A 16,058-nucleotide genomic window follows, 5' to 3' on the forward strand; every position below is an offset into this window, starting at 1 on the left:
ACCCATAATCATCCGTGAAGATCTGCGCAATCTGTGGACAATATCATATATGAAGTTCATACAAATATCAGTTGAGTCAGCAAAATCTGCATTATATAAGGAATTCTACCAGAGTCAAAAATAAGCATAATCATTTGTGAAAATCTGTGTCATCTGTGGGCAAATAAAAAGCAGTTCCAAAAAATTGAAACTGCCTTAAATATATAGGTGGTGATTAGTCAAAATAGTACAGATCATCCTCGCTCATTGCTGCCGGATTTTCAGTAGAAGCATACTCTTCAGGGATATCGGCCAATGTTTTAGTTTCTTGAATAAGTTTTCCATCCGTACCATATAGTTTTAACAGTACCCACTTTCCACTGCGTTCAAGTTCTTTAGACCCGTTTAAGGTGGCTAATTTTATTTTTCCGGTTTGAAGGATACCTTTTTTTACAGAAGCTTTGTTGGCAGGTTTTCCTTTTACATACTGTATAATTTGTGCCGTAAAAAAGTAATTATCTTCGTCTTCATTTAAAGGCTGGTTGTAAGTGTATAAAAGAGTACCTTTATTATCATAGATATTGGCGTCATAAGCTGTTTGCTTAGAATTTAATTTTTTCTCAGATTTTAGCTTTTTCTCTTCATTATACATTTTGATATTCACTATAACGCCTTCCTTATATTGTGTTTCGGTAAGTCCTTCATAGGATGTACCGTTATAAGGCATCTCATCTTTATAAGTCAGTGTAGATTTCAGACTTCCTTCCGGGCTGTAATATTTGATCTCCTGTGTCTCACCATCTTTAAATGTTTTCTCTGAGGATAATTTTCCGGCTTCATCAAAAGATTTACTTAATACGATAGATCCGTTTTTATAAAAATCAATAGCCGAAATCTGGGTAGAATCATAATTAAACTGGTAATCTTCACCATCCATAGGTTTGAAGGTATCATTTTCTTTGTCAAACTGATAAACAAGATGTCCTATTTTCTTTCCGGATTCATCGTAAGTGGTTTTATAGCCATCTTTTTTACTGTTTTTTTGCTCTTGCAGCAGTTTCCCATTTTTGCCATAGATAACACCTTCCTTCACACTGCCATCGCTTTTATATTTTTCAATTTTAGAAACTCTCATCGGATTTGGATAATAATCTACCAGTAAAGTTTCTCCGGAGCCTGAAGGTGCAGTACCAATAAGCTTTCCTTTTTCGTCATAATATTTGGTTTCAGTACCGCCGTCTTTTGTAGCATAGTTTTCGTATCTAACTCCTTTTATATCTTCATCATAAACGATGGTCTTTGCAGGGATAGAATTCTCATAAGTGGTTATGCTGTTATAAAAATATTCACTTTCTATATCTTTATAAAGGAATGTCTTTCCATCGAAAGTGCCATCGGATTTATAATTGACATCTTCCGTAAGTCTTCCTTTTTCATCATAAGATTGAGAGGCTCCCAGCTGCTTGCCCTTGGAAAATGTGGTTACAGTCATTACTTTTCCTTCCGGAGTATACCAGGTTACTTTTCCGTCGAAAACCTCACTGTTAGGGGTAGTGTCAGAAGCCAGTCCTTCCATTTGAAGTTTTCCATCCTTGTAGAAATCTTTAATAAGGGTCAGTTTTCCTTTAGGAGTCATTTCACGGTAATATTCCATTTTATCCTGAGTGGTTTTCTCCCAGTTTTCATCGAAATACGTTTTTTCCTGAGCATATACATTAATGCTCAATACCAGGGCAAGTAATGCTGAGGTAAATAATTTTTTCATGTTTTTATTTAAGGTTTGATTTTGTATATAATTATGGTGATGGTGTATCTGTAGAAGATTAAATTATGCGAAAAGAGGTAGTAATAATTTACTAAAGAATAATTTTTACATTAAAATTGTGTTTAAATTACATCCGATAACAATAAAATATACTGTATTTTCGGCTTTGAGGGTTCAAATATAAATCAATTTGACGAGAAATAAAATAAAAAATGAACAGACTTGTTCGGTTTTAGGTGTAATGTTCTGATTATGATATTCTTAAATGTTATTTTTAAAAAGTATGAGATTCAGTACTGTTTCCGTTCATCAGATATACCGGAAAATTTATTAAATTTAGCCAACAGAAAAATCTAATATTTCATGATAGATAAAAGAGTAAAAAATGCGAAGGAGGCCATCGAAGGAATTAAAGATGGAATGACCCTGATGCTTGGCGGATTCGGACTTTGCGGAATCCCGGAAAACTCAATTAATGCTTTGGTAGAAAGCGATGTGAAAGATCTGACTTGTATTTCAAACAATGCAGGAGTAGATGATTTCGGGTTAGGATTATTGCTTCACAAAAGACAGATTAAGAAGATGATCTCTTCTTATGTAGGAGAAAATGCTGAATTTGAAAGACAGATGCTTTCAGGTGAACTGGATGTAGAGCTTACTCCACAAGGAACTTTAGCAGAAAAGTGCAGAGCCGCTCAGGCGGGAATTCCCGCTTTTTATACTCCTGCAGGCTACGGAACTGAAGTTGCAGAAGGAAAAGAAGTGAAAGATTTCAAAGGGAAGCCTCACATCCTGGAGCATGCTTACGATGCAGATTATTCTATCGTAAAAGCATGGAAAGGTGATCATGCAGGAAATCTTATTTTCAAAGGATCTGCAAGAAATTTCAACCATCCGATGGCGGGTGCAGCAAAAATTACCATTGCTGAAGTAGAAGAGCTGGTAGAACCGGGACAATTGGATCCAAATGAAATTCATATTCCGGGAATCATGATTCAGAGAATTTTCCAGGGAGAAAAATTTGAAAAAAGAATTGAGCAGAGAACAGTGAGAACTAAAGAATAAGCTCAAACGATAAAATAAAAAGCGCTGAACATACATTCAGCGCTTTTTTTATCATTGAGGAGTAAGTGTTTTTCTTTCTCCGATCTGTTGTCTCCACATAGCGTAGTAAAGTCCTTTTTCGTCAATAAGGTTGGCATGGGAACCTGTTTCTACCACCTGCCCGCGTTCAAGAACATAGATTTTATCAGCATGCATAATGGTACTTAAACGGTGTGCAATAAGCACGGTAATCTGTTCTCTTTCCTTCGAAATGTCTTTGATGGTAGTAGTAATTTCTTCTTCGGTAATACTGTCCAATGCAGAAGTTGCTTCGTCAAAAATCAACAGATGAGGTTTTCTAAGAAGAGCTCTTGCAATGGCAATTCTTTGCTTTTCACCACCACTCAGCTTCAGACCGCCTTCTCCAATAACTGTTTCTATTCCTTTTTCCGCTCTTTCCAGCAATGCCGTACAGCTTGATTTTTGTAAAGCAACTGCCAGCTCTTCTTCAGTAGCGGAAGGATTAACGAAAAGAAGGTTTTCTTTAATAGTTCCTGCAAATAACTGGGTATCTTGTGTTACGAAACCAATCTGATTTCTCAGTTCATCAAAATCAAATTCTTTTCCATTAATTCCATTATAGAAAATATTACCTTCCTGAGGTCTGTACAATCCCACCAACAGCTTTACCAATGTACTTTTTCCTGAACCACTCGGTCCTACAAAAGCAATGGTCTCACCATTTTTAAGATCAAAAGAGATATTATTTAAAGCTTTATACTGAGCGGACTGATGTTTGAAAGAAACGTGTTTAAATTCCAGTTCTTCAATCGCACCGATTTTCTTTGGATGAAGAGGTTTTTCTTCTACTTCTTTCTTCATCAAACGGTCAAAGTTTTGAAGAGAAGCTTCTGCTTCACGATAAGAAATGATAATATTCCCTATTTCCTGCATTGGCCCAAAAATAAAGAAACCATAAAACATCAGAGACAGATACTGACCTGGAGTAACAATGTTTTTAAAAATTAAATACAATAAAGTCAGTGTAATTAGCTGCTGAAGAAAATTAACCATAGTTCCCTGAATAAAACTCAAAGAACGGATGCTTTTTACCTTTCTCAATTCAAGACCAAGAATCTTATAGGTATTATTATTTAGACGGATCACTTCCTGATTGGTTAACCCTAAACTTTTAACAATCTCTATATTTCGAAGACTTTCTGTAGTACTTCCGGCTAAAGCAGTTGTTTCAGTCACAATATTTTTCTGAATCACTTTGATTCTCTTGCTCAATAAATTGGTAACAATAGCAATAAAGAAAATTCCACAGATATAAACAGGCATAATAGACCAGTGTAGACGAATAGCATAGACCGAAACGAAAATAATACTCACCAGAATCCCGAAGAAAATATTGATGAAATTAGTGATGAATTTTACTGTATCTTCTCTTACTTTCGTTAAAATAGAAAGGGTTTCACCGCTTCTCTGGTCTTCAAACTCCTGATAAGGCAAGGCCATAGAGTGCTTTAAGCCGTCTGTAAATATTTTGGCTCCAAACTTTTGGGTAATTACACTTACCACATAATCCTGAAAAGCTTTGGCAATTCTGCTCACCATTGCAGTTCCGATAAGCAACCCCAGAAAATAAAAAGCACCGTGATATACCGAACTTCCGTATAAATATTCATTCAGGTTTCTGGGCAATAACTTTTCTTTATCAAAAAAATTAGGGTGAGTAACCAGCTGATCAAGGATATTTCCTGTGATAGCCGGGGCAAATAAAGAAAAAACCTGATTGATAGTAGCCAAAAATAAAGAAATGAGAATCAGCCACTGATAAGGTTTAAGATATTTAAAAAGTATTTTCATTCTGTTAAAATAATGGGGCAAAATTACAGATATTATTTTAACTAACAGTGTTAATTATTGAATACAACAAAGCCCTTTTGTATTCAAGTGAAAATAATTAAATTGCAGTCTAAGTTTTTATTATGCTTACAAAAGAACAAATTGCCAAAAGAATTTCAAAAGAACTGAAAGATCGTTATTATGTAAACCTGGGAATTGGAATTCCTACTTTGGTTGCCAACTATGTTCCGGAAGGTATTTCCGTAGAATTCCAGAGTGAGAACGGAGTTTTGGGGATGGGACCTTTCCCTTTCGAAGGAGAAGAAGATGCTGATATCATCAATGCCGGAAAACAGACTATTACTATTCTGGAAGGAGGTTCATTCTTTGATTCTGCCTTTAGTTTCGGGATGATTCGTGGTCAGAAAGTAGACCTTACGATTCTTGGAGCCATGGAAGTTTCCGAAAATGGAGATATTGCCAACTGGAAAATTCCCGGAAAAATGGTGAAAGGAATGGGAGGAGCGATGGATCTTGTGGCTTCTGCTGAAAATATTATCGTAGCTATGATGCACGTAAACAAAGCAGGAGAAAGTAAAATCCTAAAAAAATGTACACTTCCTTTAACAGGTGTAAACTGTGTGAAAAAAGTGGTTACTGAACTAGCTGTTCTGGACGTTACTCCGGAAGGATTCAAGCTTGTAGAAAGAGCTCCGGGCGTTTCAGTAGAAGATATTATCAAAGCTACAGAAGCAGATCTGATTATTGAAGGAGAAATTCCTGAAATGCAGTTCTAATCTGATAAAAAATATACAAGTTTCGGCCTCACAAAGTGAGGCCGAAACTTTTTATAAGAAGTCAGAAATAAAGCGATATAGGAGCTCGCAGCGTCAAAAAAATAACTCCTGTGAACATTAAGAAAATTCTCCTGTCCGAAGCGCGAGACGAATTCAGAACCGATGAAGCAATATAGAAATCGCGCAAGTTTAGAATTTTTAGAGAACAGGAATTATTTTTAGCGGAGAGCTCCCGGTCTTGAACTTTTGTTTCTTTTGTTTGACTACGTCGAATCTTCGATTTCAAGACAAAAGAAATTAAAACCAAAAAAAGCTGTTTCATCATGAAACAGCTTTTATATCTAAACGATTAGTATGTCAATCTAACCTCTAATATCTAGCTTCTTATTTTATTTCCCATCCTGAGCCCCAAATACCTTCTGCAAAATACTTGTCGTTCTCATGGCTGGAGTATTTCTGATCCCGCTTTCTTTATCTGCTACCATTTTGAATACCCCATTGATGGTTTCTGTAGTAACATATTCGTTAAGATCAGTAGTTACAGCTTGCCCTGTAAATGTATTGTATTTTGAAATCAAATTTTTCCAAAGTGTATCAGCACCTACTTTTCCTAACGAAGCTTTTACTTTAGGCTGAAAAGCACTGAAAAGCTGAGTCTGGGTTTTTCCTTGCAAATAGCTTGTTGCAGCATTATTACTACCTAATAAGATGTTTTTGGCATCTGTAATTGTCATGGAAGTAATAGCATTCGCGAAAATAGGAGCAGCTTCTGTTACGGCATCTTCAGCAGCTCTGTTTAATAGTTTTACCCCTTCATCAGCAAGACTTCCCATTCCGATGGAACGTAAAGTGGTATCAATTTTTCTTAATTTTTCAGGCATTAAAATCTTTACGGCTTCATTTTTGAAGAAACCGTCCGTTACAGCAAGTTTTTTTACTCCATCTGTTACACCCATACTTAAAGCCTCTTTTAATCCTGAGGAAATCTGAGTAGAAGTAAGACTTCCAAGGTTGACAGGTGAATTATTGGTTTTGCCAGAAGTTGTCGTCGTAGTAGTGGCAGGTGTTGTTGCAGTACCGCTATTTTTTACGGGAACATTAAGGTCTACACCTGTTTTGCTCTTAACAGTAGATTTTATGATATCTAAAAATTGTGCCTGTGCTGACATTGAGAATAATAATCCAGCTGCAAGAAAAATGCTTTTTTTCATCTTATTTTTTTACAAATTTAAACCTTTTAATTTTTTTAAGTCAGCTAAATTGATCAAAAAGCAAACCATAATATAGAGGATGTTATAGAACAATTTCTAAGCATATGATTTGACAACTGTAAATTATTTCGCAGGAACTTAAATGACTTAAGATGTTTTAATTTTGTTTTTAAAAAGACTACAAGAGTTTTGAAAAATAATTATCTTAGCTCAAACCTTAACCATTTCCAATGATACGTACTTTTTTAGTGTTTTTTGTATTGATTTCAAACATGATTTTTGCTCAAAATACATTGAATCTAATTCCTTACCCTCAAAAAGTTGAATTTTCGCAGGGAGAATTTGTAATCCCTGAAACATTCATATTAAGTGGTGATCTGCCGAAAGAAGAGACAGAATATTTCAAAAAAAGAATAGGCTCTCAATTAGAATTTCAATATGCTCAGAAGGGTGGTGGAATTCATTTGTCAAACTCTATGATCCCTCCGGCTTTGGCAGAAGATGCAGGACTGAAGAAAGAATATTATTCAATAGAAATTTCTCCAAAACAGATTCATATTAAGTCTTATACCAAGCAAGGATATTTTCTGGCACTTCAAACCTTAATTCAGATTATTGAACAGTATAAAGAGGTGAAGAAAATTCCTTTAATGAAGATCGAAGATCAGCCAAAATTTGCATGGAGAGGAATGCATCTGGATGTCTGTCGTCACTTTTTCACAGTGGATGAGGTGAAACAATACATAGATTATCTAGCAATGTACAAGCTGAACACGTTCCATTGGCATTTGACGGATGATCAGGGATGGAGAATTGAAATAAAAAAGTATCCGAAACTTACTCAAATCGGCTCAAAACGTAAAGAGTCCATGATTGGGGCTTATGTTGACAATACCTTTGACGGCAAACCTTACGGACCTTATTTTTATACTCAGGAAGACATCAAAAATGTGGTGAAATATGCTCAGGAAAGGCATATCACAGTCGTTCCGGAAATAGAAATGCCGGGTCATGCTTTGGCCGCACTGTCAGCTTATCCTGAACTGGCATGTACAAAAGGACCTTTTGAAGCTGCTACAAAATGGGGCGTTTTTGATGATGTTTTCTGCCCGAAAGATGAAACATTTACCTTTCTGGAAAACGTTCTGGATGAAGTGATCCAATTATTCCCATCCAAATACATTCATATTGGCGGTGATGAGTGTCCGAAAACAAGATGGAAAGAATGTGCACACTGCCAGGAATTGATTAAGAAAAATAATTTAAAAGATGAACATGGCTTACAAAGCTATTTTATTCATAGAATTGAAAAATATGTCAACAGCAAAGGCCGAAAAATTATTGGCTGGGACGAAATTTTAGAAGGCGGATTAGCCCCGAATGCAGCCGTAATGAGCTGGACAGGTGTGAACGGCGGTATTGAAGCAGCAAAATCAAAACATTTTGCTGTAATGACCCCAGGTGCATATTGTTATTTTGATCATTATCAAGGAGATCCGCAGTCTGAACCTAATGCTTTCGGTGGTTTTACACCTTTAGAAAAAGTATACTCTTACGATCCTATTCCTTCTGAATTGAATGTAGAGCAATCTAAATACATCATGGGAGTTCAGGCGAATCTGTGGACAGAATATATTTTAGATTTTAAACAGGTACAGTACATGATTTTTCCAAGATTAATGGCGCTTTCTGAAGTGGGATGGGGAACATCGGACCCTAAAAAATATAAAGAATTTGAAAACAGAGTGATCAATCAGTTTAAAGTTCTGGATAAAATGAATGTTAATTATGCAAAAAGTATTTATAACATCACCGGAAAAGTAATTCCTTCTAATGGTGGAATTGCCTACGAACTTTCAACCTCACAAAACTCAAACGGTATCAGATATACGCTGGACGGAACCAATCCTTCTATCAATTCTAAAACCTATCAGAATGCAGTTCAGATTCCTAATTCTTTAACCATTAAATCGGCTTATTTCGAAGAAGGTCAGTTGAAGAGTGCGGTATCTACACAGGAATTTACTGTTTCAAAAACAACAGGGAAAAAGATAACCCTTGAGCAGCAGCCCAGTGAGAATTACTCTTTTGGAGGTGCTTTCACCTTGGTAGACGGTATCATTGGAAATGTAAAGCAATTAGGTAAAACATGGCTTGGCTTCCAGGGGAAAGATGTGGTGGCAACAATAGATTTGGGTCAGAAGACAGTCTTCTCTGAAGTTTATTTTAATACCCTTGAAAATAAAGGAAGCTGGATTCATCTGGCTAAATCTGCAAAGATTTTTGTTTCCGATAATAACAAAGACTTTAAACTGATTAAAGAAATCGGAACTGCAGAAATTCAAGGTGCCCACGGGAAAATGAAAGTAAATGTAGGAACGCATAATGCAAAATACCTGAAAGTAAATATCGAAAATGCAGGTATTATTCCGGCAGGAAATCCCGGAGCAGATTCAAAAGCGTGGTTGTTTGTTGATGAAATTGGCGTAAATTAGAATAAAAAATGCAGGACGACACCGTACTTTCTTCCGAATTCTCATCATCCCCGGAGCTGGTAGAAAAGCTGTATCATTATGGTACAGCAAAAAATTATCAGGAAGGAGATATTATTTTAGATGAAAATGCTTCCATCCGTTCCATTCCTATTGTGATGAAAGGAATGCTGAAAGTCATCAGAACTGAAGAAGACGGACGCGAAATTTTATTATACTATATCAAAGCTGGTGAAAGCTGTATCATGTCATTTCTGGGTGGAATGCATAATGAAAAAAGTATCGTAAAAGCAGAGATTGAAGAAGATGCAGAAATCCTTTTTCTACCAGTAGACAAAGTGTCTTTATTCATCAAAGAACATCCGGAGTGGCTGGATTATATCTTCAGACTGTATCATAAAAGATTTGAAGAGTTATTAGATATTATTAATGCTATCGCTTTCAAAAAAGTAGATGAAAGGCTTTTAAATCTTCTACAGAAAAAATCCGAGCTTACCGGCTCTGAAACCATTCATACAACCCACGAACAGCTGGCCAATGAACTGGGAACCGCAAGAGTAGTAGTATCAAGACTTCTGAAACAGTTAGAAGAAGATGGAAAACTTAAGCTGGGCAGAAACAAAATCACTCTACTGAAACCCCTGAACTCGTAAACTCCACTTCACTTCAATCAAAGGCACTCATATTACCCACTTTCGGAGTGGTGGCAAAAATTCAAAAAATTTTTGACGGGGTGGTAAAAGTCATTGAGAACCGTAGGTGAAGCAATCTCAAAATATAGCCTCCCAAAAAAACTTATTTGTGTTCTTTGTGAACCTATTCGTGTTCATTTGTGTTAAAAAATCTCCTTATGTAACAAAAGTAGCTGTAGCTTTCTTCTTACATTCCCATTTTTGCATCATAATTATTGAATAGCAAAATGGAAATTATAGGATATGCAGCAGCCGTTTTAATAGGAGTTTCTCTGGGCTTAATCGGAGGTGGAGGAAGTATTCTCACTGTTCCCGTACTCGTTTATCTCTTTGGAATGGATGCTTTTATGGCAACGGAATATTCTCTTTTTGTAATAGGGATAAGTAGTCTGGTAGGATCAGTATCGTATTTTAAAAAAGGATTAATCAATTTTAAGATAGCGATGATATTCGGAATTCCTTCCATTATTTCCATCTTTCTGACCAGACTATATCTTCTTCCCTTAATTCCTGAGGAAGTACTAAAAATACAGAACTTTACCATAACCAAAAATATTTTTTTACTCCTGATTTTTGCGGTCTTAATGATTTTTGCTTCTTATAAAATGATAATAAAAAGTATTTCAGAAAAGCCTTTAGAACATCAGACAGATCAGAATAGTGCTTTTCTGGCCGCAGGACAGGGCTTAATAGTGGGTGTTTTAACCGGATTGGTGGGAGCAGGAGGTGGTTTCATGATCATTCCGGCATTAGTCAATCTTTTAAAAATTCCAATGAAGGTTGCCATAGGAACTTCATTAGTCATCATTTCTATCAATTCTCTGATTGGTTTTCTTTCTTCCGTAAATCATGTGCAAATAGAATGGAAACTATTACTTTCTATTACAGCCATTGCCGTTGCAGGAATTATAATAGGCTCACAAGTATCAAAAAAGATTGATGGTAAAAAATTGAAACCCACATTTGGATGGTTTATTCTGATCATGGGTATTTATATCATTGCCAAAGAAATCTTCCTTTAATTTCCTTATGTAACAAAAGTGACTGTACAGGAAAAAGGAAAGCAGGAGATTTGTATCAGATAACAGAATCAAAAATAAAATACAATGAAAATAGAACAGATTTATACAGGATGTCTTGCACAGGGCGCTTATTATATCACCTCTGCCGGAGAAGCTGCAATTATTGATCCTTTAAGAGAAACACAACCTTATATCAACAGATTGAAAGAAGATGGAGTACAATTAAAATATATTTTTGAAACCCATTTTCATGCAGATTTCGTCAGTGGTCACCTTGATTTAAGCCATAAAACCGGAGCTCCAATTGTTTACGGTCCTACAGCCCATCCTGAATTTGAAGCCATCATTGCAGAAGATGAGCAGATATTCGAAATAGGAAATATTAAAATCAAAGTTCTTCATACACCAGGACACACCCTTGAAAGTTCATGTTACCTGTTAATTGATGAAAATGGAATTGAAAAAGTACTTTTCAGTGGTGATACTTTATTCCTTGGAGATGTAGGCCGCCCGGATCTTGCCCAAAAAGGAGCAAATATGACACAGGAAGAACTTGCCGGACTCTTATATGATAGTTTGTATAATAAGATAATGCCTTTACATGATGATATTACTGTCTATCCAGCGCACGGAGCTGGTTCTGCCTGCGGTAAAAATATGCAGAAAGAAACGTCAGACACACTGGGAAATCAGAAGAGAACCAATTATGCCTTGAATCAAAAGGATAAAAAGAGTTTCATCAATGAAGTGACTGACGGGCTTTTACCTCCACCAGCATATTTCGGGATGAATGTCATGATGAATAAAAAGGGGTATAGTAGTTTTGAAGAAGTCCTTTCCCAAGGATTGCATGCTCTTTCTCCCGAACAGTTTGAAGAAATTGCTGAAGCTTCAGGAGCTTTGATTTTAGATGTAAGAACCAGTAGTGAATTTGTCAGAGGATTTATTCCACAGTCTATCAATATAGGTCTGGATGGTGATTTTGCTCCTTGGGTAGGCGTTTTAATTGCAGATGTAAACCAGCCTATTCTATTGGTAACGGAAAATGGAAATGAAGAAGAAGCGGTGACGCGTTTGAGCAGAGTAGGATTTGACCATATTTTAGGATTTTTGGAAGGGAGTTTTGAAGCCTGGAAAAAGAGTGGAAAAGAAACAGATTTTGTCAATCGTATCTCTGCACAGCAGTTTGAAATCGAAATCAAAGAAAAAGAAGCAAAAATCATTGATATAAGAAAAGAAAGTGAATACCATGCAGAACATATTCATGAAGCCTACAGCAAACCTTTAGCCTATATCAATGAATGGATTCATCAGATAAATCCGAGGGAACATTTCTATATGCACTGTGGAAGCGGCTACAGAAGCACAATGGCAGCGAGCATCCTTCAGGCAAGAGGGTACAGAAATTTTTCGGAAATTGAAGGTGGTTTTAAAACGATTGTATCTACAGGTATTCCTAAAAGCGATTTTGTGTGTCAGACTAAAATTTTAAATAAATTAGATTAAAAATAAAAAATGTTGGAAATTATAAAAGAACCGTGGCCATGGTATATTGCCGGTCCGTTGATTGGTCTTACCGTTCCTGCTTTATTGATTATGGGAAATAAATCCTTTGGAATCAGTTCCTCATTGAGGCATATTTGTGCAGCCTGTATCCCTGCCAATGTGAATTTTTTCAAATACGACTGGAAAAAAGAAGTCTGGAATCTATTTTTTGTACTGGGAATATTCTTCGGAGGAATGATTGCTTCCCATTTTTTGGTGAACCCCAATGAAATAACAGTCAACCCCAATCTGAAAGCAGAGCTGGCAGGCTACGGAATTACAGATTACAGTAATCTGGTTCCTGTACAACTGATGAATTTTGAAAGTCTTTTAACCCTGAGAGGATTGATCACAATGGTAGTAGGCGGATTTTTAGTAGGTTTCGGAACGAGATATGCGGGAGGATGCACCAGCGGACACGCGATTATGGGACTTTCCAATCTGCAATGGCCTTCTTTGGTAGCAACAGTTTGTTTTATGATCGGTGGTTTCTTAATGGCGAATATTATTCTACCAATCATTCTTTCCCTATAATTTTAAAAGAAAAGTTTATATCATGATAAAAGAAAAAGAACAGAAAATCCGCCATCAGGATGCTCTTTGCGTGAACGAAAGTACCCTTACTCATCCATGGTATTACAATTTGAAATACCTCGCTGCAGGAGTTATATTCGGGATTATTTTTGTGAAAGCAGAAGTGATCAGCTGGTTCAGAATACAGGAAATGTTCCGCCTGCAGTCTTTCCATATGTACGGAATTATAGGAAGTGCTGTATTGGTGGGAATGATTTCAGTATGGCTGATCAAGAAATTCAATATAAAAACAATCCACGGTGAACCTATTACGCTGACTCCAAAAAAGTTTAATAAAGGTCAGATCTACGGAGGATTGATATTTGGTTTTGGATGGGCAATTACAGGAGCCTGTCCCGGACCTCTGTTTGCGCAGATCGGAACCGGAGTCTTAGCAGTATCAGTCACACTTTTGAGCGCTATTGCAGGAACATGGGTATATGGATATTTCAGAGATAAACTGCCTCATTAACTTATAAAAAAAGACTGCAGAATATTATTTGCAGTCTTTTTAAGTATAAAATTATGAATAAATGAAGTTCTCAGCTCCTAAAGCCATATAAAGATTAATACGCTCTATTCTGTACTGAAGTTCCAGATTGATGAGGTTCATTTCATTTTTCAGAAGATCCCTTTGTTTACGGATCAGTACAAAACTGTTGTTGATACCTACCTTTATTTGTTTTTCTGTAAGATTAATATTGTTTTTCAGTTCATTGACAGCTTGAGTGGTATAAGTCATCTGCTTTTCAATGGAATGGAGATTGGCTAAAGAAGATTCCACTTCGTTTAACGCATTCAGAACCGCCTTTGAATATTCTTCAACTATCTGCTTATGCTGAGAGTTTTTTATCTCAACATTCTTTTTAAGCTTTCCACTGTTGAACAATGGAGAAACCAATCCGCCACCCACTTTTAATAAAGGATTTGAAAATAAAGAATTAATAGATTCCACATTACTTCCTGCACTACCCAGCGAAGAGCTTATACTCAATGAAGGAAGCCTTGCCGCATTAGCCTGTTGTACTTCGTAGAAAGCCTTTTCAATCTGAAAATGACTGGCCTGTATATCTGATCTGTTCTCCAGAAGTTCAAGAGGAAAAGATTCAGGAATACGATTGCCTGCAGGATTGAAAAAGTTCTGGGTAGCCAGTTTTCCTTCCGGATACTTTCCGGAAAGCAGTTCCAATGATCGTTTGGATTGTGTATTGGCATTTTTCACCTTTTCCAGATACCCCTGCAAAGAAATAATCTCTGCTGAAATATTCGAAATATCTAAGGCATTTGCCGTACCCACTTTCTTTTGAATAGCATAGAGCTTTTCCAGATCTTTAGACTTTTGAATATAGCTTTCAATCTTATCTTCCTGAATATTTCCTGCAATATTCAGAAAATAGGCTTTAGTAATCATTCCTGCAATAGATTGGTGCAGCAATGTATTCTGATGTTTCGCAGAAAAATAACTGCTGGTACTTGCCATCTGTGAAGATTTATTCTTACCCCAAAGATCAATTTCCCAATTAGCTTTTAAAGCAAGACGCTGAATGTGGGTGTTACTTACCAGATTATTGGACGTATTGGCAACCGCATTTACACTAGGATAAAGATCACTTCCTGCAATTTCCATGGCCAGCTCAATCTGAGTAAGTTTTTCTCTGGCAATGATGAGATCAGCATTGTACAACATTCCTTCATTAATGAGGGTTTCCAGTTGAGGCGTTTTAAGATCATTTACCCAATCGTAGGAAATTGATCTTGAATTCGCTTTTCTGTCAAAGATCCATTCGTCCGGAATTTCTATATGAGAAACAATTTCACTCTTTTCTTTAAGCTGATTTATATTTTCCTTCGTAGGCTCTTTATATCCGATACATGAGCTTAAACTTACGGAAAGTATACCCAGTAAAATTAAATTTTTGTACATATTAATGAAGTTTAAGAACCAGATAATTGATTTTACTGTTAATACGCACCATTACTTTTCGGATGAGATGGAGAGGTTTGATATGATCAGAATAAATAACCGCTGTTCCTCTTGCCCCTACGGTAAGCTGTTTTTGATGGTCTTCCAAGACAAACTTGGCAATAAGCTTTCCGTCCGTTTCAGGTAATTGTCTGGCGGTATCGGGAAGTCCGGCTGTAGAACCGTTTCCTCCAAGCATACCGCCTGCATTATTCATAATTCCCTGGCTGGTAGCATCAATGACGTATTCCAGTTTCGCTTTTACTACTTTTCCCGGTGCTGTTTTAAGAGCAAGCTCTACTTCGTCGCCGTTTTTTACGGCTTCAAGCTCATTCTGGGCAAAAAATCCAATCACCGACTGCTGCTTTTGAATCAGAACAAATGCAGACTTGAAAGGTGCCATGATTGCTCCTTCATTCAGCTGGACGTTGGGAATTACACCATCTGTAGGAGCTACAACAACGGTTTGTGAAAGATTCCATTTTGCCTGATCCAGCTTAGCTTGAATTTCAGATACAGACGAATTTTCTCCATCATAAGAAGCATTGGATTTTGTTTCCAAAGACTGTTGCTGTGATTGTGCCGCACTGATTCTGGACTGAAGATCACGCACATTGGTAATAGCCTGTTCCAGATCAAATTTATTGGCTGCTCCGGCTTCCACCAGTTCCTTGTACTGTGCAGCTCTTTTATTAGCAAGATCCAGCTGTGACTGTAAACCTGCAATATTTTTTCTGGATGCTGAGATGTCCGTATTATAAGAGCTTACAGTAGCTTTCATATTGCTGAGCTTAGCTTCCAGAGATTTGATCTCTTGTAAATAAGGCTCTCTGTCCAGCACAAACAGCGTATCTCCTTTCTTTACTTCCTGATTGGTGCTCACATATACTTTTTTTACCCTTCCCAGAACCTGAGTGGTAATATCCACACTTCTGTTTCCCACTTTTACATCAGAGGTAATAGGGCAGTAAAAATTTAAGCTTAATATTAAAGCAATAGACCCAAAAATAGGAAGTGAATATACTACTACCTGAGTGGTAAATGTCCAGGGAATGAGTTTGAGTTTTTTGATAAGAAGCCAGCATATTCCGGCATATATTGCAACTAGTAATTCCAGCATTTTT

General features: G+C 36.7%; 13 protein-coding genes. 8 read left to right on the forward strand and 5 right to left on the reverse strand.

The genetic code is table 11. From position 1 onward, the window contains the following. Positions 1-214: 214 nt before the first annotated feature. Positions 215-1,744, reverse strand: coding sequence for a hypothetical protein (locus CQ046_RS15185; RefSeq protein ID WP_105703090.1), 1,530 nt, complete (start codon positions 1,742-1,744; stop codon positions 215-217). Between the two features lie 363 nt (positions 1,745-2,107). On the opposite strand from CQ046_RS15185, the gene CQ046_RS15190 reads away from it, so the two are divergent. Further along, positions 2,108-2,809: a CoA transferase subunit A gene (locus CQ046_RS15190; protein WP_105703091.1), complete on the forward strand. Its 702-nt coding sequence runs from the start codon at positions 2,108-2,110 to the stop codon at positions 2,807-2,809. Positions 2,810-2,860: 51 nt separating this feature from the next. On the opposite strand, the gene CQ046_RS15195 is transcribed toward CQ046_RS15190, so the two are convergent. Next, the gene (locus CQ046_RS15195) at positions 2,861-4,660 is read right to left on the reverse strand and encodes an ABC transporter ATP-binding protein (protein ID WP_105703092.1); all 1,800 of its coding nucleotides are present in this window, start codon (positions 4,658-4,660) and stop codon (positions 2,861-2,863) included. A gap of 122 nt (positions 4,661-4,782) precedes the next feature. Here CQ046_RS15195 and CQ046_RS15200 point away from each other — a divergent pair, with 122 nt between their 5' ends. Then, positions 4,783-5,436: a CoA transferase subunit B gene (locus tag CQ046_RS15200; protein ID WP_105703093.1), complete on the forward strand. Its 654-nt coding sequence runs from the start codon at positions 4,783-4,785 to the stop codon at positions 5,434-5,436. A 389-nt stretch (positions 5,437-5,825) separates the two neighbouring features. Here CQ046_RS15200 and CQ046_RS15205 read toward each other — a convergent pair whose 3' ends face one another. Next, on the reverse strand, positions 5,826-6,647 hold the full coding sequence (locus CQ046_RS15205) for a DUF4197 domain-containing protein (protein WP_105703094.1): 822 nt from the start codon (positions 6,645-6,647) through the stop codon (positions 5,826-5,828). Between the two features lie 272 nt (positions 6,648-6,919). Between CQ046_RS15205 and CQ046_RS15210 the strand changes: the two genes are divergently transcribed. From CQ046_RS15210 to CQ046_RS15235, 6 genes are all read left to right on the forward strand, one after another. After that, positions 6,920-9,142 carry a beta-N-acetylhexosaminidase gene (locus CQ046_RS15210; protein ID WP_228406972.1) on the forward strand — a complete coding sequence of 741 codons (2,223 nt, stop codon included), beginning with the start codon at positions 6,920-6,922 and terminating at the stop codon, positions 9,140-9,142. Positions 9,143-9,150: 8 nt separating this feature from the next. Then, on the forward strand, positions 9,151-9,792 hold the full coding sequence (locus CQ046_RS15215) for a Crp/Fnr family transcriptional regulator (protein ID WP_105703096.1): 642 nt from the start codon (positions 9,151-9,153) through the stop codon (positions 9,790-9,792). Positions 9,793-10,058: 266 nt separating this feature from the next. Next, entirely contained in the window at positions 10,059-10,853 is a 795-nt protein-coding gene (locus CQ046_RS15220) for a sulfite exporter TauE/SafE family protein (RefSeq protein WP_105703097.1), read from the forward strand. Between the two features lie 84 nt (positions 10,854-10,937). Further along, positions 10,938-12,359, forward strand: coding sequence for an MBL fold metallo-hydrolase (locus tag CQ046_RS15225; protein WP_105703098.1), 1,422 nt, complete (start codon positions 10,938-10,940; stop codon positions 12,357-12,359). A gap of 9 nt (positions 12,360-12,368) precedes the next feature. Continuing rightward, positions 12,369-12,932 carry a YeeE/YedE family protein gene (locus CQ046_RS15230; RefSeq protein ID WP_105703099.1) on the forward strand — a complete coding sequence of 188 codons (564 nt, stop codon included), beginning with the start codon at positions 12,369-12,371 and terminating at the stop codon, positions 12,930-12,932. A 22-nt stretch (positions 12,933-12,954) separates the two neighbouring features. Continuing rightward, positions 12,955-13,443 (forward strand): DUF6691 family protein, encoded by a 489-nt coding sequence (locus CQ046_RS15235; protein ID WP_105703100.1) that lies wholly within the window; start codon positions 12,955-12,957, stop codon positions 13,441-13,443. Between the two features lie 51 nt (positions 13,444-13,494). On the opposite strand, the gene CQ046_RS15240 is transcribed toward CQ046_RS15235, so the two are convergent. Further along, positions 13,495-14,895, reverse strand: coding sequence for a TolC family protein (locus CQ046_RS15240; protein ID WP_105703101.1), 1,401 nt, complete (start codon positions 14,893-14,895; stop codon positions 13,495-13,497). Between the two features lies 1 nt (position 14,896). Further along, entirely contained in the window at positions 14,897-16,054 is a 1,158-nt protein-coding gene (locus CQ046_RS15245; protein ID WP_105703102.1) for an HlyD family secretion protein, read from the reverse strand. Positions 16,055-16,058 lie beyond the last annotated feature (4 nt).

The organism is Chryseobacterium sp. MYb7 (genome assembly GCF_002979455.1).
Classification (GTDB): domain Bacteria; phylum Bacteroidota; class Bacteroidia; order Flavobacteriales; family Weeksellaceae; genus Chryseobacterium.